The sequence below is a fragment of the Aeribacillus sp. FSL K6-2848 genome, from assembly GCF_038004325.1.
In the GTDB taxonomy this organism is placed as follows: domain Bacteria; phylum Bacillota; class Bacilli; order Bacillales; family Aeribacillaceae; genus Aeribacillus; species Aeribacillus composti.
Window position 1 is genome coordinate 737561 of record NZ_JBBOQQ010000001.1, and the last position, 24985, is coordinate 762545.

Below are 24985 nucleotides of genomic sequence, written 5' to 3' on the forward strand. Positions count from 1 at the left end.
AAGGGGTCAAATTGTTTCAAAATAAAACAAAAAAAACAAAAAATTTTTTATAATAACACTCTTTATTTTTTTTGGTATATTTGATAATATAAAAACAAACAAAAATAAACAAAGGTTGTGTAAGCGTTGTTAAAAGGTATTCCAAAGAATCTTTCTCCTGAGCTGTTAAAAATTTTGATGGAAATGGGCCATGGTGACGAAATTGTCATTGCAGACGGGAATTTTCCGGCAGCAAATTTTGCTCAAAGATTGGTTCGAGCTGACGGACATGGTGTTCCTGAGCTGTTGGATTCTATCTTAGATTTGTTTCCGTTGGATACTTTTGTGGATAAACCGGTGGCTCTCATGCAAGTAGTAAACCAAAATGAAAGCAAACCGTCCATTTGGGACGAATATAAAAAACTTCTGGAGAAAAAATGTTCCGAACCATGGGATATAGAATTTATGGAGAGATTCAGCTTTTATGAAAGAGCCAAAAATGCTTATGCAATTATCGCAACGAGCGAGAGTGCGCTTTATGCCAATATCATTTTAAAAAAAGGTGTCATTTCATAATAGATTTCATTGGGAAACTAGTACATTTTCCGTTCAAGATGGAAGCGATAGGATGGTGGAGACAATATGGTGCAAAAATTTATTCTTGCTCATGATCTTGGGACAAGCGGAAATAAATCCACATTAATATCGCCGGACGGTGAAATCATAGCTCATACTACCTATCAATATTCCACCATTTTTTTGAAGCAGCATTGGGTTGAACAAAATCCGAATGATTGGTGGGATTCCGTGGCAAATGCATCAAAACAACTTATTGCAGAAGCAAAAATTGATCCGAAACAAATTGCATGCATTACGTTCAGCGGCCAGATGATGGGGGCTGTCCCAGTCAATCATAAAGGAGAAGCTGTAAGAAATGCAATTATTTGGGCTGATATGCGTTCGGCGCAAAAAACAGAAACAATTGCAGAAAAGATAGGAATGAAAGAACACTATGAAATTACTGGAAACAGATTATCCCCATCCTATTCTGCAGCAAAAATTAATTGGATTCAAGAAAATGAACCAGCTGTTCATAAAGAAACATTTAAATATTTACAAGCAAAAGATTATATAATTGCTAAACTAACGGGTAAATTTGCCACCGACTATTCTGATGCAAGCGGCACGAATCTATTAAATATTAAAAAGAAAGAATGGTCGGAAGAATTAATAAAATTATGGCAAATTGATGATGAAAAATTGCCTGAGATTTTGCCTTCAACAGCGGTTGTTGGTGAAGTTCATTCAAAGGCGGCGGAAGAAACAGGTCTGATGCCTGGTACACCTGTTGTAATGGGCGGTGCAGATGGGTGTTGTGCTGCATTAGGTGCAGGTGCGATTGATGAGGGAGATATTTTTAATTACATTGGCTCTTCTTCCTGGATCTCATTTTCATCATCTCGTCCAGTTTTTGATCAAGAAATGCGGACATTCAATTTTATCCATTTGGATGAAAATAAATATATTCCCATCGGAACGATGCAAGCAGCAGGGACTTCCTTTCAATGGTTAAGAGACATACTGTTTCAAGACGTTTTGAAAACGGATGCAGCGAAGCATATTTATGAAATGATGAATGAAGAGGCTGAAAGCTCACCAATCGGCTCCAATCAATTGATTTTTCTTCCGTATTTAATGGGGGAGCGGTCTCCTTGGTGGAATCCAAACGCAAAAGGCAGTTTCATAGGATTAACGATCAATCATAAACGTTCTGATTTGATTCGTGCTGTTTTGGAAGGGATTTCAATGAATTTAAAACTTATTTTCGATGCTCTGCAAGAAAATTATGATCGGCCATTTCAAGACATATGGCTGTTTGGAGGCGGAGCGAAAAGCAGAATATGGCGGCAAATGCTGGCTGATCTTTTCGGTGTTACCATCCGTATACCGAAAATTTTGGATGAAACGACCTCAATGGGCGCTGCGGTTGCAGGCGGTGTAGGAGTAGGCCTTCTGAAAGATTTGACAGCAGCGAAAGCTTGGTGTGTTGAAGCTGAATCATTTGAACCAGATCAACGCAACCATCAATCTTATCAAACAGCTTTGAAAGCGTTTGAACAAGTTTATAAACAAGTGGAGCCGATTTTTAATCAATGGAACGGGGTTGAATAAATGTACAAACAATTGTGCGAGAAAGGGGGAAAATCATGGACATTTATTTAGACACCGCAAATGAACAAGAAATAGAATTTGCTTCAAAATATGGCTTTTTAGCAGGGATTACAACAAATCCAAGCATTATTTCAAGAGAAAATAGAGAGTTTCGGCAAATTATTGTGGATATTTCCTCCAAAATTAATGGAGAAGTCTGGTGCCAGGTAACAGGAGAAACAGCTGAAGAAATGATCCTTGAAGGGAGAGAAATGTCCACATGGGGAAAAGATATTGTCATTAAACTCCCGATGACTGAAGAAGGATTATCCGCAGCTTATCAATTGAAACAGGAAGGCATAAAGGTGAATATGACTCTTATTTATACACTGCCTCAAGTTGTATTAGCTGCCAAAGCAGGGGTGGATTTTATAAGCCCTTACATCGGAAGAATGGATGATCATGCGATTGACGGGCTGCAATTTATTAAAGAGGCAAAAGAAATTATTCATCAAATGCATGCGGAAACGAAAGTTATTGGAGCAAGCATCCGAAATCCGCAGGTTGTCGTTGATCTTGCAAAATCAGGCGCAGATGCTGTAACGATGCCATTTTATATTTTTAAGAAAATGTTTGCGTCAGATCTTACAAATATCGGGTTAAAAGGGTTTTTAAATGATTGGAAGCAGTACCAATCCGCGAAAAAATCTGAAAAATCTTATTAATGTAAAAGTGGAACAAAAATTCAGGACGGATAATGACAGTTACGTAAAGTAGGTGATAGGATGTCAGCTCAATTATTAAGAATGGAAGGGATAAGCAAAAGTTTTCCTGGAGTAAAGGCATTATCAAAAGTTCGACTGGATTTAAATTATGGGGAAGTTCTAGCATTAGTTGGCGAAAATGGTGCTGGAAAATCGACTTTAATGAAAATTTTGTCTGGAGTCTATCAAAAAGATGAAGGTGAAATCTACTTAGAAGGCAACAAAGTTGAAATTCCTAATGCGAAAGCAGCACAGGAAATGGGCATTAGCATTATACACCAAGAACTAAATTTAATGCCTGATTTAACGGTTGCCCAAAACATTTTTATTGGCAGGGAGCCTCGCACCGGATTTAATTTCTTTTTGAAGGAAAAGGAATTGAATGAAAAAACAGCAGAGTTGCTTGAGAAACTCAATATTAATTTAAATCCTAAAGAAACAGTATCAGATTTAACAGTGGCAAAGCAGCAGATGGTGGAGATTGTGAAAGCGTTATCTTACAATGCGAAAATTATCGTGATGGACGAACCAACTGCCGCTTTGACGGAATCTGAAATTAAAACATTATTTGATTTAATTGAAAATTTAAAAAACAAAGGTGTTGGCATCATTTATATTTCACACAGAATGGAAGAATTGAAAGTCATTTCTGACCGAATAACAGTCATGCGCGACGGTCAATACATCGACACGTTATATACGAAAGATACAGATATGAAAAAGGTTATTTCGTTAATGGTAGGCCGTCACATCCAGGATGAATCTCGCCCTACAACGACGGTTTCAAAAGAGGCTGAAACAGTCCTGGAAGTGAAAAACTTATCGACCAAAAACTTTTTAGAAAATATCAGCTTTACTTTGAAAAAAGGAGAAATTTTAGGCTTTGCCGGTTTAATGGGAGCTGGACGCACAGAAGTAGCAAGAGCCATTTTCGGTGCTGACAAAATCGATGAAGGGCAAATTTTTATCAATGGAAAAGAAGTGAAAATCAATAAGCCTGAAGATGCAGTAAAGCACGGAATCGCCTATTTGTCTGAGGACAGAAAGCGATATGGCTTAATGCTTGAAATGGACGTGAATTCGAATATTTTAATTTCTTCACTGAGCAATTATGTGAATTGGCTGACCTTTGTCAATGACTCAAAAGGATATGTAACATCAGAAGAGTATGTAAAGTCGCTGAAAATTAAAACGCCAAGCATCAAACAGCTAGCGAAGAATTTATCGGGAGGAAACCAGCAAAAAATTGTCATTGCCAAATGGCTTGCTAAAAACTGCGACATTTTAATCTTTGATGAACCTACACGCGGAATTGATGTTGGGGCGAAAACTGAAATATATCAGCTGCTAAATGAACTGGCTCAGCAAGGAAAATCCATTATTATGATTTCTTCCGAATTACCGGAAATATTAAGAATGAGCCATCGAATCATCGTCATGTGTGAAGGAAGAATCACCGGAGAGTTGACAAACGAAGAAGCATCTCAAGAAAAGATTATGGATTATGCAACACGAACTAGATCATAAATTGTAAGTTCGATTGAAGTGTCCTTTATGTCAAAAGGATTTGGAATACAAAACGAGGAGGATCAATATGAGTACAGGAACTGCACCTAACACAGAGACAAAAAAGAGTGGAAATCTATTAAAATCCAATGCACTGCAACAAATATTGGCATTTGCTAGTTTAATTGTACTTATTCTGTTTTTTACCATTTCCTCCGATAACTTTTTAAATTGGACTAATATTACTGGGATATTATTATCAACGACAGTTATCGGAATCATGGCGTTAGGAACTACATTTGTTATTATGACTGGAGGAATTGACCTTTCCATTGGTACAGGAATGACGCTATGTGCTGTTATGACAGGGGTATTTATCGTCTTTTGGGATTTGCCAATTATAGTCGGCATTTTAGGCGGAATTTTGACTGGTGCATTAATGGGATTTATAAGCGGATTCAGTGTTTCAAAATTAAAAATTCCTCCATTTATTGCAACATTGGCGATGATGATGATCGCGAAAGGATTAGCACTTGTTATTTCAGATGCAACTCCAATTTATTTTAGTGATAAACCTAGCTTCAGTGAAATTGCATTAGGTTCAATTATACCAGGATTTAATTTGCCTAACGGTGTCCTAATTTTCATTATTATGGCAATTATTGCAGGAATTTTATTAACGAAATCTATTTTTGGCCGCTTTACAACTTCTATTGGAAGCAATGAAGAAGCGACAAGATTATCCGGTATCAATACGGATAAATGGAAAATCATCATTTACACGGTTGCAGGTGTGTTTACAGGAATAGCAGGAGTTTTAATGGCTTCAAGGCTTAATTCAGCACAGCCTGCTTTGGGAGCCGGGTATGAGTTGGAAGCAATTGCAGCTGTCGTTATCGGGGGGACTTCGTTAAGTGGTGGTAAAGGAACTATTTTAGGAACAGTTATTGGGGCTCTTATTATGAGCGTATTAACAAACGGTTTGAGAATTATGTCAATCCCTCAAGAATGGCAGACAGTTGTTGTTGGATTTGTCATTTTGGTTGCAGTTTATATCGATATTATCCGTCGAGGCAAAAGCAGTTAAATTCCGTTTTTTATCTCTAGTTACAAACTAGAGTTAAAAAATAAAAAAATTATAAGGGGGAAAATTCAGTGAAGAAATGGTTGTTAACTCTATGCGGTATTTTAATGTTGTCGCTCATTTTGTCAGCATGCGGAAGCTCCTCGAAAAACGAGAGCGAAGGAAGCTCTGAATCCGCAGGAGGCGACAGTGGAAAACCCTATATCGCTATTGTCTCTAAAGGATTCCAGCATCAATTCTGGCAAGCTGTTAAAAAAGGTGCTGAACAAGCAGCAAAAGAGTTTGACGTAGAAATTACGTTTGAAGGTCCAGAAAGTGAATCTCAAGTCGACAAACAAATTGAAATGTTAAGAACAGCTATTGATAAAAAGCCGGATGCAATTGGTTTTGCTGCTCTAGACAGCCAAGCATCAATTCCTTTATTAAAAGAAGCTGATGAAAAAGGTATTCCGATTATTGCATTTGACTCAGGGGTTGACAGCGATATTCCTTTGGCAACTGCATCTACAGATAACAAAGCTGCTGCAGCGTTAGCGGCAGACAAAATGGCTGAAAAAATTGGAGGCAAAGGAAAAGTTGCGCTAATTGTTCATGACCAAACAAGTATAACTGGTGTTAACCGCCGAGATGGATTTGTTGAGAGAATAAAAGAAAAATATCCAGATATTGAAATTGTCGACATTCAATATGGCGGCGGTGACCAATTAAAATCTACAGACTTAGCGAAAGCAATCATCCAAGCGCATCCTGACTTAAAAGGGATCTATGGTGCCAACGAAGGTTCAGCGATCGGTGTAATTAATGCAGTAAAAGAAATGAATAAACAAGGCAAAATTGTTGTCATCGGCTTTGACTCTGGTAAACAGCAAATTGAAGCGATTAAAGACGGTACAATGGCAGGAGCCATTACACAAAATCCGGTCGGTATCGGCTATGAAACAGAAAAAGCTGCTGTTCAAGCAATCAATGGCGAGAAAGTAGAAAAGGTTATTGACACAGGATTCTATTGGTATGACAAAACCAATCTTGATAATGAAGAAATTAAATCTGCCATTTACGAATAATAACCTGAAAGCTGGGGATGCATTTTGCAGCCCCAGTTATACAAATACTTGAAGGGGAAAAAGATTAACCAGCTCATAAAAACAGGGTGAAACGAAACTTAAAAATTGTTTTCAAGATGATAAACATATACTAGAGGTGGAATTTAATGTCAGCAGTAATCGGAGAACTAAAAAAATATGCACATAAAATTGTAGATGCTGGTTTAGTTGTTGGAGCCGGTGGAAATCTTAGCATGCGTGATGGTGAATATATGTACATTTCACCAAGCGGCTTTGATTTAAAGGAGATTGAAGATGATCAATGGGTTAAAGTAAAAATTGACACTGGAGAAGTTTTTGGAGATTTAAAACCTTCCTCCGAATTGCTCATGCATTTAGAATGCTTTCGGCGAAATCCAGAAATCAATGCAGTGTTGCATGCGCATCCTAGCTACTCTGTTGGAGTCTCTAGTGCAGGGAAAGATATCCCAATGCTTTTCCCCGATTTTCCTGCAATGGTAAAGAAAGTTTCCTACTTAGATTATATTATTCCTACAACCAATCTTTTAGCAGATGCTGTTGGAGAAGTCATCCATGACAGCGATGTCATTGTGATGAGGAACCATGGAGTGCTCACAGTCGGCAAAACGATGAAAGAAGCATTTTTTTATATGCAATTAACCGAAGAATCAGCAAAAGTATTTACCATCGCTTCAACTGTTGGTACTCCGAGAATTTTAACGGAACAAGAGTGCGAAGATTTACGAAATTTGTCATCCGAAAAGTATCGGGCCAGTCTGTTAAAGAAGAAGTCATAAACAGGCTTTTTTACGGGAGTGCGAATGACATGAAAAGAGTACTAGCTTTTGATTTGGGTGCTTCGAATGGTCGATTAATACTCGGAGAATATGAAAATAAAAAATTAAACATAACAGAAATTCACCGTTTTCAAAATAACCCCATCACGATCGGAGATCATTTGCATTGGGATTTAAACTACTTATTTACTGAAATGAAAAAAGGAATAAAAAAATTTGTCGAGGTTTATGGAAAAAGGATCGATGGAATTGGTTTTGATACGTGGGGAGTAGATTTCGGTCTCATTTCCGAGGAAGGAGATCTATTAGAAAACCCGTATTCTTATCGGGATACACATACCGTTCTCTTTATGGATGAAGTCCATGAGAAGATAGATAAGAAAAAACTTTTTCAAATGACTGGCGTAGAGCCAGCTGCCATCAATACGCTTTATCAGCTGTATGCGATTTTGAAAACAAGGCCTGAGCTAATAGAAAAGGCAAAATATATATTAATGACACCGAGTCTGTTCGCCTATTTGTTTACAGGGGAAATCAAAAATGAATTTACAATCTCGTCGACTTCTCAACTATTAAATTGGGAAAAAAAAGATTGGGATGAGACGATTTTAAATAAGCTGTTTGCAGATAAGGTGAATTTTGCACCTCTGGCAGAAACGAATCGCATTTTGGCCAAAACGAAAGCATCTATTAATAAGGAATTAGGGATCGATCCGGCCAATGTCATCGCGGTTCCAGGACACGATACAGCTTGTGCTTTAGGTGCCATGCCGATCCAAAATGATCAAACAAGCTGTTTTATGAGCTGCGGAACATGGGTGCTGATCGGTGTCACGGTGGAAAAGCCGGTTGTTTCAGATGAAGCTTATGAATGGGGCTTCACAAATGAAGGAACATTTGACGGGAAGTTCCGTTTGCAAAAAAACAATACCGGCTTATGGTTTATTCAACAGTGTAAAAAAGAATGGAACGATAATGGCGAAGGCATCTCCTATGAAGAAGAAAGCCGGCTGATAGAAGAAGCAGAACCGTTCCGTTCTTTTATAAATCCAAATGATCCATCGTTTTTTAACCCGCCAAGTATGCTGAAAGCCATTCAAGATTATTGTCAAAAAACTTCGCAGCCTATTCCGGAAACGAAAGGGCAATTTTTGAGATGTATATTGGAAAGCTTAGCTTTTCAATACCGTTTCGTGATCGAACGGCTGGAAAATTTAATCCACCATAACATCCGGTCGATTCATATGGGAGGCGGGGGAATACAAAACAAATGGTTTTGTCGATTTATTGCTGGCGCCGCAAAGCGTACCGTTTATGCAGGGCCGGTGGAAGCCAGCGCAATCGGCAATATGCTTTCTCAATTAATTGCCCTTGGAGAAATTGCAGACTTAGAAGAAGCAAGAAAAATTGTTACCAACTCCTTTAGCTTTAAAACATATGAACCCGAAAACTGTGATCATTGGGAAAAACATTATAAATCATTTCTAGCAATCATTAAATAAATAACATACAGGAGGAATGAAAGATGGCAAAAGATCCACGATATGTAGGAAATCTACCAAAGATAGGAATACGCCCGACGATCGACGGCAGAAGAAAAGGAGTTCGTGAATCATTAGAAGAAACAACAATGAACATGGCAAAAGCTGTAGCTAAATTACTGGAGGAAAATGTTTTTTATTATAATGGACAGCCAGTGGAATGTGTGATTGCAGATACATGTATTGGAGGAGTAAAAGAAGCGGCAGAAGCAGCTGAAAAGTTTGCAAGAGAAGGCGTTGGCGTTTCGATTACTGTTACTCCATGCTGGTGCTATGGAACGGAAACAATGGATATGGATCCTCACATTCCGAAAGCAGTTTGGGGATTCAATGGAACAGAAAGACCTGGCGCTGTCTATTTAGCTGCTGTTCTAGCAGGTTATAACCAAAAAGGACTTCCTGCCTTTGGAATTTACGGTAAGGATGTTCAAGATGCAGGAGATACGAATATACCTGAAGATGTAAAAGAGAAGCTCATTCGTTTTGCAAAAGCAGGACTGGCTGTTGCTATGATGAAGGGTAAATCTTATCTCTCCATTGGATCTGTATCAATGGGAATTGCAGGAAGTGTTGTGCAAGAAGACTTTTTCCAAAACTATCTTGGAATGAGAAATGAATATGTGGATATGAGCGAATTCGTGCGCAGAATTGAACTGGAAATTTACGATAAAGAGGAATATGAAAGAGCCTTAAAATGGGTGAAGGAAAACTGTAAAGTTGGTCCGGACAACAATCGCGACGACTTTAAAAGAACAGAAGAGCAGAAGGAAAAAGATTGGGAAATCAGCGTAAAAATGGCTCTTATCGCACGCGACTTAATGGTTGGCAATAAAAAATTAGAAGAAATGGGATATGGAGAAGAAGCTCTAGGAAGAAACGCCATTGTTGCTGGTTTCCAAGGACAGCGTCAATGGACCGACTATTTCCCAAATGGAGATTTTATGGAAACGATTTTAAATTCATCTTTTGACTGGAACGGAAAAAGAGCCCCATATATTTTTGCAACGGAAAATGATAACTTGAACGGCATTTCCATGTTGTTCGGCTACCTTTTAACTAATACGGCGCAAATTTTTGCCGACGTGAGAACTTATTGGAGTCCGGAGGCTGTCAAGCGGGTAACTGGCTATACTCTTGAAGGGAGAGCGGCAAACGGAATCATCCATTTAATTAATTCTGGAGCGGCTGCATTGGATGGAACAGGAGAACAAACAAAAGACGGCAAACCAGTTATTAAACCATACTACGAATTGACAGATGAAGATATTAAAAAATGCTTGGAAGCAACACAATTTAGACCTGCTTCAACTGAATACTTCAGAGGCGGCGGATATTCAACTGACTTTTTAACAAAAGGCGGCATGCCTGTAACGATTTCGCGCTTAAATATTGTTAAAGGGCTGGGTCCTGTTCTGCAAATTGCAGAAGGATATACGGTTGATTTGCCGGAAGAAGTTCATGACGTGCTTGACAAACGGACCGATCCAACTTGGCCTACCACTTGGTTTGTTCCGAATCTAACCGGAGAAGGTGCATTTAAAGATGTTTACTCGGTTATGAATAACTGGGGAGCCAACCATTGTTCCATCAGCTATGGTCATATTGGAGCCGATTTAATCACGCTGGCATCCATTCTTCGCATTCCGGTAAATATGCACAATGTACCTGAGGAAAAAATATTCAGACCAGATGCTTGGAGCATGTTTGGAACAAAAGATCTTGAAGGCGCTGATTACAGAGCATGTAAAAACTTTGGGCCGATCTATAAATAACAAGTAACAAAGGAACGGGATGCTTATGAAAAAATACGCAATCGGAGTAGATTTTGGGACTGAATCTGGAAGAGTTGTCTTAGTAGATGTTGCAACTGGTGAGGTTGCTGGTACTCATTCCACACAATATAAACATGGAGTCATAACGGAAACTCTTCCTCATAAGCAGAAGAAGCTGAAAAACAGTACAGCTCTTCAGCACCCGCAAGATTATTTAGATGTGCTGGAAACGTCCATCCCGAGAGTGTTAGAGGATTCCGGGGTGAGCAAAGATGATATCGTCGGCATAGGAATTGATTTTACATCCTGTACAATTCTGCCTGTCGATGAACAATTAACACCATTATGTTTTCAGGAAAAATGGAAAGACGAGCCGCATGCATGGGTAAAATTATGGAAACATCATGCAGCGCAGCCAGAAGCAGATACAATTAATCAATTAGCAAGCGAGTCGAATGAAGAATGGTTAAAGCGTTATGGTGGAAAAATTTCGTCAGAATGGATGCTGCCGAAAATATTAGAAATTATACATGATCGTGAGGAGCTCTATCATGAAGCGGCATTGTTCCTTGAAGCAGCTGATTGGCTGACGTCGCTGATGGTCGGTGAAGTGAAACGAAATAGCTGTTCTGCCGGCTATAAAGGAATGTGGCATAAACAGGAAGGCTATGTAAGAAAAGAATTTTTAAAAAGACTTCATCCATTGATGGAAAATATTTATGAAACAAAACTGTCGGGTGAAGTGGTTCCGATCGGCAGCAAGGCTGGCGAGCTGACGGAAGAGTTTGCAGCAAAAATTGGACTAAAACCAAAAACACCGGTTGCCATTGGAATTATAGATGCTCATGCTGCTGTTCCAGGTGCAGGAGTTACCGCACCTGGAAGCATGGTTATGGTTATGGGAACCTCCACCTGTCATATGCTGTTAAGCACAAAAGAAGAGTTTGTCGAAGGAATCAGCGGAGTCGTCGAAGATGGAATAATCCCTGGCTACTACGGATATGAGGCAGGCCAGGCTGCTGTTGGCGACATTTTTGCATGGTTTGTCAAAGAGCTTGTGCCGGGTTATGTCGAAAGAGAAGCGGAGGCCAAAAATCTATCTATTCATCAATATTTGGAACAAAAAGCCAGCACATTGCCTCCAGGATCAAAAGGATTGCTGGCATTGGATTGGCATAATGGAAATAGAACTCCGTTAGTTGATGCCAATTTGTCAGGTTTATTAGTCGGTCTTACGCTGAATACAAAACCTGAAGAAATTTACCGTGCATTAATTGAATCAACAGCATTCGGGACACGCTTGATCATTGAAAGCTTTGAGAATGCAGGAATCGAAATTAATGAATTGGTTGCATGCGGCGGACTGCCTCATCAAAATGAAATGCTCATGCAAATATATGCAGATGTAACGGCAAGACCAATCAAGATCGCATCTAACAAAATCACATCAGCCATCGGAGCTGCAATGTTCGGAGCTGTTGCTGCAGGATCAAAACTAGGTGGATACGATACGATCGAAGAAGCAGCAGCAAATATGGCCAAATTAAAAGACAAAGTTTTTTATCCGAAACAGGATCACGTAGAAAAATATAATTTGTATTATGAAGAGTATAAAAAATTGGTAAACTATTTCGGCCGCGGAACGAACAATGTGATGAAAAAAATAAAAAATTAATACAAAATACGGGGGTGTCTAATAAGTCGCTTTTACGGCTTATTGATGCCCCCTTTAATGTTTTGAAACGTTGATATATCGATGTTTATGATTTTTTGCTTTCAATGGGGCCTGATTTTATGGAGGCTTCTTTTTTTATTTTGCACTGGCGCACAAAACTACTGATGCTAAATGTTTTAATAGAATCAAAGCTTGATGCAAAATGGCGATTATGTTTCTATTAAATCAATATAATAATTAGTTTGGTCAAATTCACTCTTTTTGTTTATAGATTTCAAATTATATCCATTTTATTTTACTTCAATCATCACGGCATCTCCCTGACCGCTTCCAGAACAGATCGCTGCGATTCCAATCCCTCCTCCGCGACGGCGTAATTCGTACGCTAGTGTCAAAAGAATACGCGCGCCGCTTGCGCCGATTGGGTGACCAAGGGCAACAGCACCGCCATTTACATTCACTTTTTCCGGATCGATTCCCGCAATTTTTATACTAGCGAGTGCAACTACTGCGAATGCTTCATTAATTTCGAACAAGTCGATATCATCGACAGATTTCCCCGTCTTTTTCAATAGCTCAAGAATGACAAGGCCCGGTGTTATTGGAAAATTTTCTGCTTCAACCGCAACTTCTGCATGGCCAATGATGGTTGCAAGAACGTTTTTACCTTCTCTTTTTGCCCGTTCATCGCTCATCAGTACAAGCGCTGCAGCTCCATCATTAATTCCAGGTGCGTTGCCGGCTGTAATCGTTCCATCTTTGTCAAATACAGGAGGTAATGTTGCCAGAATCTCTTTCGTTGTGTCTTTTCGCGGTGATTCATCTTTATAAATGACAAGCGGGCTGCCTTTACGCTGTGGAATTTCAACCGCTGCAATCTCTTCTGCCATCTTGCCTTCTTCGATTGCTGCAATTGCTCTTTTATGGCTTCTCACAGCCCAATTGTCCTGTTCTTCACGCGATATTTCATACTCTTTCGCAATTTTGTTTCCGTACGTCCCCATATGAACACCAGTAAAACTGCATGACAGGCCATCATGAATCATTAAATCAACCATCTGTGCATTACCCATTCTTAACCCCCATCTTGCGTTCTTCAATGCATATGGAGCGTTTGACATTGACTCCATGCCGCCTGCCAAAATGATTTCTTCGTCGCCTGCCCGAATGATTTGATCAGCCATTGTTACACTGCGAAGACCGGATGCACAAACTTTATTCACTGTTTCTGTTTTAATGCTCCAAGGAATACCTGCTTCACGTGCTGCCTGGCGCGACGGGATCTGTCCCTGTCCAGCCTGAAGAACATTTCCGAAAATGACTTCATTCACATCTTCAGGCTTTACTTCTGCTCGCATTAAAGCCTCTTTCATCGAAATACCGCCAAGCTGTGATGCTGTTAATTGAGCAAGCGATCCGTTAAATTTTCCAATCGGGGTACGCGCTCCTTCTAAAATAACTGTCTTTACCATTTAATTCACCTCCGAAAGTTCAGGAGAAACTGTGAATTTTGCCTCTGTTTTTGCTATCACTTCATCAACTGAAACACCATCCATTGTTTCAATCAGCACCATCCCTTGATCTGTAAAGTCAAACACGGCTAAATCGGTAATCAATCGATGGACGACGCCTTTTCCAGTAAGTGGAAGTGTACATTCTTTCTTCACTTTCGATTCCCCGCTCTTGTTCAAATGTTCCATAATGACGATGACACGTTTCGCACCGTTTACAAGATCCATTGCTCCGCCCATACCTTTGACCATTTTTCCTGGAATCATCCAATTGGCTAAATCGCCGTTCTCTGAAACTTCCATACCTCCTAAAATAGCAAGATCAATATGTCCTCCACGAACCATTGCAAATGATTCGGCACTGTCAAAAAATGAAGCGCCGAGCACTGTAGTAATCGTTTCTTTACCAGCGTTAATCAAATCGGGATCTTCCTCCCCTTCAACCGGATAAGGTCCAATGCCAAGCAGCCCATTTTCTGAATGTAATAAGATGTTGAAATTGGACGGAATCTCATTGGCAATAAGTGTTGGCATTCCGATGCCAAGATTGACAATCATTCCGTTTTCAATTTCCTTTACCGCACGCTTAACAATCTTTAATCGATTGTTAGACATCCTGATCACTCCTTCTTTTATTTAGTAACCACTGTTCTCCGCTCAATGCGTTTTTTATAATTCGTTCCTACCAGTAAGCGTTGAACATAAATACATGGTGTGTGAATTTCGTCCGGATCAAGTTCACCAGGTTCAACAATTTGTTCCACTTCCGCTATGGTGATTTTACCTGCCATTGCGGCAAGCGGATTAAAATTTCGCGCTGTTTTCCGATACACAAGATTCCCATAAGTATCAGCCTTCCACGCTTTTACAAAAGCAAAATCTGCAACGATGGCTTCCTCTAGCAAATATGTTTTTCCGTTGAACTCTCTTTCTTCTTTTCCTTTTGCGATCGGCGTTCCGACACCTGTTGCGGTATAAAAAGCCGGAATTCCTGCTCCGCCTGCTCTCATTCGTTCTGCAAGAGTACCTTGTGGTATAAGTTCTACTTCTAAATCGCCGCTTAAAAATTGCTGTTCAAAAATTTTATTTTCCCCGACGTAGGAAGCGACCATTTTTTTTATTTGTTTATTTTTGAGTAGAAGACCAAGTCCCCAATCATCGACACCACAATTGTTGCTGTAAATAGTCAAATTCTTTGTCCTCTTGTCACGTAAAGCTTGAATAGTCTTTTCTGGAATTCCGCACAACCCAAATCCGCCTACAACAATGGATGCACCGTCTTGAATGTCTGAAACCGCTTCCGAAAATGAATTCATGATTTTGTTCATGAACATCTCCTCCTTTCTTTGTCTTATGTAAGAGTTTACATTCCCATTATCTATAAGTAAAATAGATAAAAAGAATACAATTTATTCCAATAGTGAATAAATAAGGGGGGAGTATGGTGGAATTTCGTGATATTCAATCTTTCATTGATGTTGCCAATCATAACAGCTTTACAAAGGCTGCTGAATATTCCTACTTATCACAGCCTTCATTGAGCAAAGCCGTTAAAAAGCTTGAAGCTGAGCTGCATGTTGAACTGATCGAAAGGTCAACTCGTCATCTCCGTTTGACAGATGCAGGTCAAATTGTATATCAGCAAGGAAAAAAATTGATTGAAACGTTGGAAGAAATGAAAATGTTATTAGATGAACTTTCTAATCTTGCGACTGGAGAGATTAAGATGGGGGTTCCGCCGCTCATTGGAACTTTGTTTTTTCCTTCTATTGCTAGAATGTTTCATCAAAACTATCCGAATGTGAAACTTGAACTTATAGAGCTTGGGGCAAAGGTCATCGAACAATTAGTGGAAGAAGGAGAGATTGACATTGGCATAGTTGTACTGCCTGTAGACGAATCCGTTTTTCATATTCATCCGTTTATTACAGAAGAATTTGTCTTGTTTATTCATCGCGACCACCCAATTGCACAAAAACAAACAGTTTCAATACATGAATTAAAAGATGAACCGTTTATATTGTTTTCAAAAAACTTCAAACTCCACGATTACATCATCAACACATGTAAAAATGCAGGCTTTACTCCAATTGTTTCATATGAAAGCTCGCAATGGGATTTAATTCTTGAGCTTGTTTCATCAAAACTAGGTATTACTTTAATGCCGAAAATGATTTTTCATAAACAGAACAGCCCCAACATCACGATTGTTCCACTTAAAGATCCGCCTCTTCTTTGGAGACTCGGCATCATTACGAGAAAAGGTAGATATCACTCATTTGCTTTAAAAAAATTGCTGGAAATGCTTAAAGAAAATCCATTATGATTTTTCAAACGTATTTATCGTTTCGATAATGGGGACTTTCATCAAAGTATCAACTGTTTCCGGTGAAAATTTGAGAACATTCAAACTTGTTTTTTACTTAGAAACAAAATGAAACTGCAGTTATTGTTCATCAAATTTTCCATCATAAAATTAGGACGGTACAATAGTGGCTTTGTCATTCAAGTCGTCTTTGTTGTCCCTTGGAAAATTCCTTGTCGTTATTTTTATGTTTACTAGACTAAAAGATGGTCTATTTTTTTACAAAAAATCTCTTGATCGAGCTTAAGCTGTCTGTCGAATAGTATGGAGCAAGCAACAAAATTCTATGGGCAAATTGCAACAAATTCTTTTTTAGCTGTATTGTTGTACGAAAAAATTGTAGCGAAACAGTGTAGCGATTCACTACAATTCATCATTCTCTTTCACCATTCTCTAATTTACGAAAGCCTTTTCTCTCCTTAATTTTTTGATAATTTTTAATATTGGCACGAATGTTGCAAAGTAAAAAGCGAAAACAAAATCAATTTTTGAAAAAAGAAAGGAGAGAAATGGATGGAAGCAGTAACAACTCGGAATGCACAAATACTTGCTATCGATGCAGGGGGAACGATGACAGATACCTTCATTATTGACGACAATGGTGAATTTGTCGTCGGAAAAGCACAATCCACACCTGAAGATGAATCAATTGGTCTTCTCAACTCTGCAAGGGATGCACTAACTTACTGGAACACAACAGTAGAAGAAGAATTTCCTAAATTGCTTGCGGGTGTCTACTCCGGAACAGCGATGCTGAATCGTCTCGTGTCAAGGAAAGGACGCCGCGTCGGTCTGATCGTTAATAAAGGGATGGAGGATTTCCATCGAATGGGCCGGGCGATCCAGGCTTACCTAGGATATTCTTATTCAGACCGTTTACACTTGAATACTCATCGTTACGATCCTCCACTTGTACCGAGAGAATTGACAAGAGGCGTAACAGAAAGAGTCGATTTATTTGGAAACGTTGTCATTCCGCTTTATGAACATGAAGTGGAACCAGCAGTATTGGACCTTCTGGAACAGGATGTCGAAGCAATTGTGATCAGTTTGCTTCATTCTTACAAATATCCGCAGCATGAACGAAAAATTAGGGATATTGCAAAGGAAGTCATGAAGAAAGTCGGAAAAGAAGTGCCTGTGTTTGCATCGGTTGATTATTACCCTGTTAGAAAAGAGTCTCACCGCACAAATACAACCATTATTGAAGCATATGCAGCAGACCCGTCTCGGGAGACATTGTCGAAAATTGATAACATGTTAAGAAATCACGGGGCAAAATTTGATCTTCGGGTCATGGCCAGCCACGGTGGAACGATAAGTACGCGAGCAAATGAACTGGCAAGAACGCTCGTTTCAGGTCCGATTGGGGGAGTAGTTGGCGCGAAATATCTTGGTGAACAACTCGGTATTCGCAATATTGCATGTTCGGATATCGGCGGAACAAGTTTTGATATGGCGCTTATTACTCAAGGGGATTTGAGTATTAATACAAGCCCAGATATGGCAAGGCTTGTACTATCATTACCGCTTGTTTCCATGGATACTGTTGGAGCTGGGGCCGGCAGCTTTGTGCGAGTGGATCCGAACTTCAAATCATTAACACTTGGACCGGACAGCGCAGGTTCGAGAGTCGGCGTTTGTTATCCGGAAGGCGGTATAGAAACGGTAACAGTAACCGACTGCCACGTTGTTCTTGGACTAATCAACCCGGATAATTTCCTTGGCGGCGAGGTTAAGCTATATCCGGAAAGAGCCTATGAAGCATTGAAGAAGCAGGTCGCCGATCCGCTCGGATTATCTGTTGAAGACGCAGCATACGGTGTTATCGATCTGCTTGAGTCGCAACTGCGCAATTACCTTGAATCTATGATCCTTGGAAAAGGGTATTCGCCATCTCAATATGTATGCTTCTCTTATGGAGGCGGTGGTCCGCTTCATACTGCCGGCTACACAAAAGGTCTTGGCTTTGAAGATGTTCTAGTACCGGCGTGGGCAGCTGGATTTTCTGCTTTTGGCTGCGGTGCGGCAGACTTTGAATACCGCTATGATAAAACACTTGATATCAATGTAAACAACGGAGATGAAGACAGCAGTAAGCTGAAGGCAGGTAAAGAATTGCAGGATGCTTGGGATGAACTAATCGAAAAAGTGGCAGCTGAATTTGAGAAAAATAACTTTAAACGACAAGATGTGAGTTTCCGTCTTTATTTCCGCATGCAGTACCAAGGTCAGCTAAACGACCTTGAAATTGAATCGCCGATTCAAAAGTTTAAGGATATTAACGACTGGGAAGAGCTTGTCAAAGCATTCGAAGAAACGTATGCGAGAATTTACGCAAAAGCGGCCAAATCGCCTGAACTCGGTTACAGCATCACAGGAGCAATCGTACGCGGTATTGTTGAAGTGGCAAAGCCGAAAATTCCTGAGGAGCCTTTATCTGGAGAAACTCCGCCGTCAGAAGCGTTTCTTGGCCAGCGTGATGTGTACTGGAAGGGCGAGTGGATCAAGGCAAACATTTGGGAAATGGAAAAATTGAAGCCAGGGAACAAAATCGGTGCATTTTCAATTTTAGAATCTCCAGCCACAACGTTTGTGATTCCGCCTGGTTTTGAAACATATCTTGATGAGCATCGCATTTTCCACTTAAAAGAACTTTAAGGAAAAAGGAGGGTATTTTTTCATGACGATTGCTGAAAAAACAATACAAAGCCAGAAAAATATTGGTTGGCACGGAAAAACACTCAAGCAAATGCGCAAAGAAATTGATGAAATCAGCCGAGAGACAGGACATTACGCAGGTTTAAAAACATTGCCATTAAAAGAATCATATCCAATCCGCTATGAAAAGATCTTTTCAAAATTGCGGGGAGGAGTTGTGCATGCAAGGGAAACGGCCAAAAGAGTGGCGGCCTCCCCGATTGTTGAGCAAGAAGGGGAATTATGCTTTACTTTATACACTCCGGAAGGAGATTCGATTGTAACTTCTACTGGAATTATCATTCACGTCGGGACGATGGGCGCAGCGATTAAATACATGATTAAAAACGATTATGAAGAGAATCCGGGAATTGAAGACGGAGATATTTTCTGTAACAATGATTGCCAGATCGGAAATGTGCACCCATGTGACGTTCATACAATTGTTCCAATCTTTTACGAGGGCGAGCTGATAGGCTGGGTTGGCGGAGTTACCCACGTAATTGATGTTGGGGCGACTGCACCAGGAAGTATGACCGTTGGACCAGTTAGCCGTTACGATGACGGTTATCAAGTGGCCTGCCGTAAAATCGGTAAAAACGATACGCTCTTAAAAGATTGGCTTATTGAAAGCCAGCGTTCTGTCCGAACAACAAAGTACTGGCTTCTTGATGAACGGACTCGCGTTGCCGGCTGCCATATGATCAGAGATCTTGTCCTTGATATTATCAAGGAGGAAGGCGTCGACACTTATAAACAATTTATTCGCGAGGTAATTGAGGATGGACGGCGCGGTTTTGTCAATCAAGTAAAAACGTTGCTGATTCCGGGTAAATACCGCCAAGTTTCATTTGTGGACGTACCGTATAAAAACCTAGATGTTCCTCCTTACGCTCGTGTAAACACGATTATGCATGCCCCAACAGAACTGACTGTTCACAAAGATGGCAAGTTCCAAATCGACTTTGAAGGCGTTAACAGATGGGGATGGCACAGCTACAATGCTACACCTGTTTCGATTACGAGCGGAATATGGGTCATGATGTCGCAAACGCTCATCCCGAACGATCGGGTTAATGATGGCGCTTATTATGCGAGCCAGTTCGACTTGCCTTACGGTTCATGGCTAAATCCGGACGATATTCGGACCGCTCACAGCTATGCATGGCACTTCCTTGTATCTGCATGGAGTCCATTATGGCGTGCACTTAGCCGCAACTACTTTGCACGCGGGTATTTAGAAGAAGTTAACGCCGGAAATGCCAACACTTCTAACTGGCTGCAAGGAGGAGGATATAACCAATTTAACGAAAATCATGCCGTTAACAGCTTCGAATCAGCAGCCGAAGGGGTCGGAGCAAGTGCGGTAAGAGACGGTATTAACCATGCGGCAGCCATCTGGAACCCTGAAGGTGATATGGGAGATATGGAAATTTGGGAGCTCGCAGAACCGCTTCTTTATTTGGGACGAAGCATAAAACCAAATACAGCAGGGTATGGAAAATACCGGGGAGGCAGCGGCTACGAGACTTTGCGGATGGTATATGGTGCAAAAGACTGGACGATGTTCTTTATGGGAAATGGCTTTATGTCAAGTGACTGCGGTTTAATGGGAGGCTATCCAGCAGCATCAGGATACCGTTTTGAAGCACATGGAACGAATTTGAAAGAACGGATCGAAAAAAGACTGCCTATTCCTACAGGGGGAGACAGTGATCCAGATAATCCAGAATACGATACTTTAATGGAAGCAAAGGAAATTATCCGTGATAAGCAATCCATTACAACAGAAACAATTTTTGAAAATTACGATCTGTATTTAAATTACCTTCGTGGGGGTCCTGGTTTTGGGGATCCGCTTGAGCGCAAGCCGAAAATGATTGAGGATGATTTAAATGAAGGACTGCTGCTGCCGCGTTATGCAGAAAGCGTTTACGGAGCAGTTGTCAGCAAAAATGAAAAAGGCAAGTATATCGTTGATGAAAAAGCGACAGAAAAACGCCGCAAAAAAATAAGAAAAGAGCGTCTAAAGCGCGGGGTTCCTGTAAAAGAATGGATGGAGCAGGAGAGACAAAAAATTCTAAACAAAGAAGCGGCTGTGCAGGTTCGTCATATGTATGCCGGCAGCTTTGCCTTAAGTGAAAAATTTGCGAATGAGTTTAAACAGTTCTGGAATCTGCCGACAGAATGGCATTTATCAGAAGATGAGTTAGGTGTACCAACCTTTGGAGCAAAAATAAATCATCAGAAAAAAACGGGGTGAGAACATGGCACAATATGATCGTAAGACGATTGAAGAGCTGATCGACGGAACAATTGATTTTTACAAATTAAAAGAAATGCTTTCAAATTTTAAGGATACTGACCGATTTGATAAATATATCAGCATTTTGCAGGAAAGAGTTCCATGGGATGATCCAATTCTATTGCCGGCTGGACTTCACCTTTATATCGTTTTGAAGCCAGATGGCAAACGAGTCGTAAAGTGTGATTGCGGACATGAATTTTGTGAGGCAAGTGACAACTGGAAACTTCATGCGCTTATATACGTTCGTGATACAGAGGAAAAAATGGTGGAGCTGTATCCGAAACTGCTTGCTCCAGATCCGGAGTGGCAGGTTATACGTGAATACTATTGCCCAAATTGTGCAAGTCAACTGGAGGTAGAAGCTGTAACACCTTGGTATCCAATCTTAAAAGATTTTGAACCAGATATTGATGCATTTTACAATGAATGGCTGAAGCGTCCGATACCTCAAGTGAAATAAATCATCAATCAGGAGTTCGTTTCTGACTAAAGGCTGACACAATCGAACAGCAAGTGGATAACCTAGTGTTTTCATCACAAAGGTTATCCACTTTTATTTAAAGCAGTTTTAAAAAAACTATAGAAAGTTGACACATTATTTCATTTTTAGAGAGAATACCATAAAGAAACAGAATTTTTTACGACAAGCAGTTCAAAACGTATTGCTCAAAATTAATCTGTCGCATGCACACTTGAGCAAATGCGTTAAACATTTGACATCGTTTTGATAAAGCGTTGGTGAACGCATGAATTTGATTCAAAAGATTAAAAATGCGAATCTAGACACTTGATATCTTCGAGTAAATACGTTAATAATTGTGGTAACACTTGTCACTTCCTTGCTTATCATCACTGGTGTGTAATTCCTTAAGAACTACGGGGGTGGTAAGTTTTTTGCTTTTAAAGCCCCCGAATAAAGTATTTTTATAATTTATTTTCGAAAAATTTTGATAATATGTTCAAGAGGAGGGGGGAGTACATGGGCAATCCATATATATCTATTTTCTCTACGCACAACTTGCCAGATAAAAAAAGAGATTTGGAAACTTTATGGGAAATGTTTGTGGAAAGATCGTGGGAAGATAAAATATCGGGCAAAATACGAAAAAATGTTTTAGATTCTTGGAGCCGCTGTCAGGAAACTGGAGTTGACCCGATGCAATTGCAAACGAAGGCAGCTTTAACAGAATACGAATTAAATCATCTGTTAAAAGGATCTGAGCTATATCAAATTGCGAAACCGATTATTGATAATTTATTTTATAAGTTGAAAGGTACTCGGTATCTTATCACGCTGACAGATGAAAACGGTTGCATAATTTATTTAAAAGGTGAACCGTATGTTTTGCGGGAAGCGGAAAAAATGAATTTCACAGTTGGCATGGACTGGAGCGAAAATGCAGCAGGTACAAATGCGATTGGAACGTGTATCGTCACCCAAAATCCCATTCAAATTTTTTCTGCAGAACACTTTTGTCAAGGATGTCATCCATGGACATGTTCTTCAGCTCCTATCATTCATCCCTTCACAAAAGAGGTCATCGGTGTCATCGATTTTACAGGATTTTGGGAAGATGCTCAGCCTCATACACTTGGTTTAGCTGTATCCACTGCACAAGTGATTGAAAAACAGCTTGCATACGTCTATATGAAAGTGAATAACTATTTAATAGATTATTTTTTTCAATGTGCAAATAAATGGAAAAATGATCATATTCTAGTACTGAACCATGCCTTTTATGTTGTGAAGAGCAGTGAAAAGCTAATGGAATTATTTAACCTGAAACATGCAGGAGATTTGACGGTAAATCCTGATTTTCATCCTTTAATAAATGAGATGAAAAGGATGTCCAAATTCTCTGCGAAAAACGATATTTCCAGCGATTTGATGGTTCGAGATTTCAAGGTTTTAGCAATCGAGCCGATTCATTTTAAAGGGGAAGTTGCTGGATATATGGTCGTGTTGAAGGATAACAAAAAGGTATTCCGTACCACTGCGCGATACATTCTCAAGGATGAACCATGGAACGATATTATTGGGACATCGGATGCATTGTTAACAGCACTAAACAAATGTTATAAAGCTGCTCCTTCAAATGTTCCGATTCTTCTGTTGGGAGAAAGCGGTACAGGAAAGGAAAAAATTGCAAAATCAATACATCAATCCAGTCAGAGAAGAGACAAACCTTTTTTAGCAATAAACTGTGGCGCAATTCCGAAAGAATTGATTGGAAGTGAACTGTTCGGTTACGAAAGTGGAACTTTTACCGGAGGTTCGAAAGAAGGGAAGAAAGGAAAATTTGAGGAAGCAAACGAAGGAACCTTGTTTTTAGATGAAATCGGCGAGATGCCGCTAGATCTGCAAGTCCATTTGCTTAGGGTGCTGCAAGAAAAGGAGATTATGAGGCTGGGTTCATCTCAAACGATTCCAATTAATGTGAGAATTATTGCTGCAACGAATAAGAACTTATATGCCTTGTGTAAACAAGGGCTTTTTCGCGAAGACTTATTTTTTAGACTTAACGTTGTTACGGTTAATATTCCTCCTCTTCGTGAGCGAAGGGAAGATATTCCTCTGATTGCTGATTATTTCTTAAAAAAATTTGCAAAAAAGTATGCGAGAGAATCCCTTTCCATTGCGCAAGAAACTTTAAATTACTTTTTAGAATATTCGTGGCCCGGCAACATAAGAGAAATGCAAAATGTCATTGAGTATGCCGTCATATTTAGTGATTCTCCTGTTATTAGGATAGAAGACTTACCGGCATACTTTATTGAAAACAGAATGAGCCTCTCCATCAATAACCAGCTTAAAGATTTATCTTTAATTGAAATCGAAGAGCAAAAAGTGCTTGTCAGGCTTTTAGAGGAAACAGGCTGGAATTTATCAGCTGTCGCCAAAAAAATGAATATTGCCAGGTCCACTCTTTATCGGAAGTTAAAAAAATATCAGCTAAAACAAACATAAGCCGATTTTCTCGCGTAAATCCAATCATATTCACTAAACTCTTCACATGTCATCACATCTCAAATTTTTTAAAACAAAAAAATGCCTAGGCAAGGCGCTTTTTTTACGGTGTCATAGTTAATAGAAGCTAGTGTGTTGAAAAATAAAAAGATCCTCAAGCAAAATGAGCTATCATACCTTATCCATTCCTTCCATACAATTGAAATGAACGACGATCATGGGAGGATGGATGATGCAATTTTATTACGGTCAGCAAATGCCGCTTCGCATATTGGATGAAGCGGAGTTTTGGAAGCATCAAGAGGAAGAGCATACTGTTGTGATCCGAGAGCTTGTGGCAAATTTAGAGCAAAACTATGTAGATGCTTTGTTAAATTGGGAAGAAGAATTGTCGAAGACGCATCAAAAGGTTGTGCGCTATATTGAGTCTGTCATACGCTCCCCTTACTATATTCCAGCAAAGCTTTATCAACGAGTATTGAATTTGGTGTCATTTTGCTTAAAGCAAAGTCTCGATTTTATTAAATTATGCCGGCAAATTAAAACGGAAAGCGCTGCTGTTCGAAAAAATCCGACCGCCAAAGTTGTTTTGGACCATATTATTCGTGAATCAGAATATTTTGTCGGCATAGCGCAAGTGCTGTTGTATGGCAGCAAGTAAATTTTCAAGGGAATTCCTTTTTTGAAGGAGTTTCCTTTTTGTTTTCCTGGATTTTATTATTATATCTACGATGTGTAATTTAGAGAGTATGAGGATATTTTTACATACTATGGAATACTAGTAAGAAAAAATTTTATTT

The 24985-nt window shown here is 39.7% G+C and carries 19 protein-coding genes; 16 read left to right on the top strand and 3 right to left on the bottom strand.

What is annotated here, in order from left to right:
- The first annotated feature begins 126 nt into the window (after positions 1-126).
- The 10 genes from NSS70_RS03670 (at position 127) to NSS70_RS03715 (ending at position 12333) form a co-directional block, all read left to right on the top strand.
- Complete coding sequence (locus tag NSS70_RS03670; RefSeq protein ID WP_340880948.1) at positions 127-555, top strand: RbsD/FucU family protein; 429 nt, start codon at positions 127-129, stop codon at positions 553-555.
- Between the two features lie 66 nt (positions 556-621).
- Positions 622-2151: a xylulokinase gene (gene xylB, locus NSS70_RS03675; protein WP_340880949.1), complete on the top strand. Its 1530-nt coding sequence runs from the start codon at positions 622-624 to the stop codon at positions 2149-2151.
- 35 nt (positions 2152-2186) lie between these two features.
- Positions 2187-2855: a transaldolase family protein gene (locus tag NSS70_RS03680; RefSeq protein WP_066246789.1), complete on the top strand. Its 669-nt coding sequence runs from the start codon at positions 2187-2189 to the stop codon at positions 2853-2855.
- A 60-nt stretch (positions 2856-2915) separates the two neighbouring features.
- The gene (locus tag NSS70_RS03685; protein WP_063389248.1) at positions 2916-4421 is read left to right on the top strand and encodes a sugar ABC transporter ATP-binding protein; all 1506 of its coding nucleotides are present in this window, start codon (positions 2916-2918) and stop codon (positions 4419-4421) included.
- A gap of 67 nt (positions 4422-4488) precedes the next feature.
- A complete protein-coding gene (locus NSS70_RS03690) occupies positions 4489-5487 on the top strand; it encodes an ABC transporter permease (protein WP_063389247.1) in 999 nt (332 codons plus the stop codon).
- A gap of 104 nt (positions 5488-5591) precedes the next feature.
- Positions 5592-6548 (top strand): ABC transporter substrate-binding protein, encoded by a 957-nt coding sequence (locus NSS70_RS03695; RefSeq protein WP_340882465.1) that lies wholly within the window; start codon positions 5592-5594, stop codon positions 6546-6548.
- A 146-nt stretch (positions 6549-6694) separates the two neighbouring features.
- Positions 6695-7345, top strand: a complete 651-nt coding sequence (locus NSS70_RS03700) for a class II aldolase/adducin family protein (RefSeq protein WP_066246786.1) — start codon at positions 6695-6697, stop codon at positions 7343-7345.
- A gap of 29 nt (positions 7346-7374) precedes the next feature.
- A complete protein-coding gene (locus NSS70_RS03705) occupies positions 7375-8847 on the top strand; it encodes a rhamnulokinase (protein WP_339194299.1) in 1473 nt (490 codons plus the stop codon).
- A 23-nt stretch (positions 8848-8870) separates the two neighbouring features.
- The gene (locus NSS70_RS03710; protein ID WP_094245159.1) at positions 8871-10658 is read left to right on the top strand and encodes an L-fucose isomerase; all 1788 of its coding nucleotides are present in this window, start codon (positions 8871-8873) and stop codon (positions 10656-10658) included.
- Between the two features lie 25 nt (positions 10659-10683).
- On the top strand, positions 10684-12333 hold the full coding sequence (locus NSS70_RS03715; RefSeq protein WP_130156712.1) for a ribulokinase: 1650 nt from the start codon (positions 10684-10686) through the stop codon (positions 12331-12333).
- 290 nt (positions 12334-12623) lie between these two features.
- Here the strand turns inward: NSS70_RS03715 and NSS70_RS03720 are convergent, their stop codons facing one another.
- From NSS70_RS03720 to NSS70_RS03730, 3 genes are read right to left on the bottom strand one after another with little or no spacing between them, the layout of a single operon-like run.
- Entirely contained in the window at positions 12624-13805 is a 1182-nt protein-coding gene (locus tag NSS70_RS03720) for an acetyl-CoA C-acetyltransferase (RefSeq protein ID WP_063389242.1), read from the bottom strand.
- Positions 13806-14459, bottom strand: a complete 654-nt coding sequence (locus tag NSS70_RS03725; protein WP_063389241.1) for a CoA transferase subunit B — start codon at positions 14457-14459, stop codon at positions 13806-13808.
- Positions 14460-14476: 17 nt separating this feature from the next.
- Positions 14477-15172, bottom strand: coding sequence for a CoA transferase subunit A (locus NSS70_RS03730; RefSeq protein WP_445290578.1), 696 nt, complete (start codon positions 15170-15172; stop codon positions 14477-14479).
- Between the two features lie 116 nt (positions 15173-15288).
- Here NSS70_RS03730 and NSS70_RS03735 point away from each other — a divergent pair, with 116 nt between their 5' ends.
- The 6 genes from NSS70_RS03735 to NSS70_RS03760 all read left to right on the top strand — a co-directional run bounded on the left by NSS70_RS03735 (position 15289) and on the right by NSS70_RS03760 (position 24846).
- Complete coding sequence (locus NSS70_RS03735; RefSeq protein ID WP_340789674.1) at positions 15289-16170, top strand: LysR family transcriptional regulator; 882 nt, start codon at positions 15289-15291, stop codon at positions 16168-16170.
- A 552-nt stretch (positions 16171-16722) separates the two neighbouring features.
- A complete protein-coding gene (locus tag NSS70_RS03740) occupies positions 16723-18870 on the top strand; it encodes a hydantoinase/oxoprolinase family protein (protein ID WP_063389238.1) in 2148 nt (715 codons plus the stop codon).
- 22 nt (positions 18871-18892) lie between these two features.
- Positions 18893-21172 carry a hydantoinase B/oxoprolinase family protein gene (locus NSS70_RS03745; protein WP_340880951.1) on the top strand — a complete coding sequence of 760 codons (2280 nt, stop codon included), beginning with the start codon at positions 18893-18895 and terminating at the stop codon, positions 21170-21172.
- A 4-nt stretch (positions 21173-21176) separates the two neighbouring features.
- Positions 21177-21677, top strand: coding sequence for an acetone carboxylase subunit gamma (locus NSS70_RS03750; protein ID WP_063389236.1), 501 nt, complete (start codon positions 21177-21179; stop codon positions 21675-21677).
- A 519-nt stretch (positions 21678-22196) separates the two neighbouring features.
- Positions 22197-24185, top strand: a complete 1989-nt coding sequence (locus NSS70_RS03755; RefSeq protein WP_339198815.1) for a sigma-54-dependent Fis family transcriptional regulator — start codon at positions 22197-22199, stop codon at positions 24183-24185.
- A 232-nt stretch (positions 24186-24417) separates the two neighbouring features.
- Positions 24418-24846, top strand: coding sequence for a DUF2935 domain-containing protein (locus tag NSS70_RS03760; RefSeq protein WP_339195668.1), 429 nt, complete (start codon positions 24418-24420; stop codon positions 24844-24846).
- Positions 24847-24985: the final 139 nt, after the last annotated feature.

What these genes read in the sequence shown, in the direction of transcription:
- NSS70_RS03710 (WP_094245159.1), top strand. Translation starts at nt 8,871, where the DNA reads ATGGCAAAAGATCCACGATATGTAGGAAATCTACCAAAGATAGGAATA.
- NSS70_RS03730 (WP_445290578.1), bottom strand. Translation starts at nt 15,172, where the DNA reads ATGAACAAAATCATGAATTCATTTTCGGAAGCGGTTTCAGACATTCAA.
- NSS70_RS03685 (WP_063389248.1), top strand. Translation starts at nt 2,916, where the DNA reads ATGTCAGCTCAATTATTAAGAATGGAAGGGATAAGCAAAAGTTTTCCT.
- NSS70_RS03750 (WP_063389236.1), top strand. Translation starts at nt 21,177, where the DNA reads ATGGCACAATATGATCGTAAGACGATTGAAGAGCTGATCGACGGAACA.
- NSS70_RS03690 (WP_063389247.1), top strand. Translation starts at nt 4,489, where the DNA reads ATGAGTACAGGAACTGCACCTAACACAGAGACAAAAAAGAGTGGAAAT.
- NSS70_RS03700 (WP_066246786.1), top strand. Translation starts at nt 6,695, where the DNA reads ATGTCAGCAGTAATCGGAGAACTAAAAAAATATGCACATAAAATTGTA.
- xylB (WP_340880949.1), top strand. Translation starts at nt 622, where the DNA reads ATGGTGCAAAAATTTATTCTTGCTCATGATCTTGGGACAAGCGGAAAT.
- NSS70_RS03745 (WP_340880951.1), top strand. Translation starts at nt 18,893, where the DNA reads ATGACGATTGCTGAAAAAACAATACAAAGCCAGAAAAATATTGGTTGG.
- NSS70_RS03695 (WP_340882465.1), top strand. Translation starts at nt 5,592, where the DNA reads ATGTTGTCGCTCATTTTGTCAGCATGCGGAAGCTCCTCGAAAAACGAG.
- NSS70_RS03760 (WP_339195668.1), top strand. Translation starts at nt 24,418, where the DNA reads ATGCAATTTTATTACGGTCAGCAAATGCCGCTTCGCATATTGGATGAA.
- NSS70_RS03720 (WP_063389242.1), bottom strand. Translation starts at nt 13,805, where the DNA reads ATGGTAAAGACAGTTATTTTAGAAGGAGCGCGTACCCCGATTGGAAAA.
- NSS70_RS03725 (WP_063389241.1), bottom strand. Translation starts at nt 14,459, where the DNA reads ATGTCTAACAATCGATTAAAGATTGTTAAGCGTGCGGTAAAGGAAATT.
- NSS70_RS03740 (WP_063389238.1), top strand. Translation starts at nt 16,723, where the DNA reads ATGGAAGCAGTAACAACTCGGAATGCACAAATACTTGCTATCGATGCA.
- NSS70_RS03715 (WP_130156712.1), top strand. Translation starts at nt 10,684, where the DNA reads ATGAAAAAATACGCAATCGGAGTAGATTTTGGGACTGAATCTGGAAGA.
- NSS70_RS03680 (WP_066246789.1), top strand. Translation starts at nt 2,187, where the DNA reads ATGGACATTTATTTAGACACCGCAAATGAACAAGAAATAGAATTTGCT.
- NSS70_RS03705 (WP_339194299.1), top strand. Translation starts at nt 7,375, where the DNA reads ATGAAAAGAGTACTAGCTTTTGATTTGGGTGCTTCGAATGGTCGATTA.
- NSS70_RS03755 (WP_339198815.1), top strand. Translation starts at nt 22,197, where the DNA reads ATGGGCAATCCATATATATCTATTTTCTCTACGCACAACTTGCCAGAT.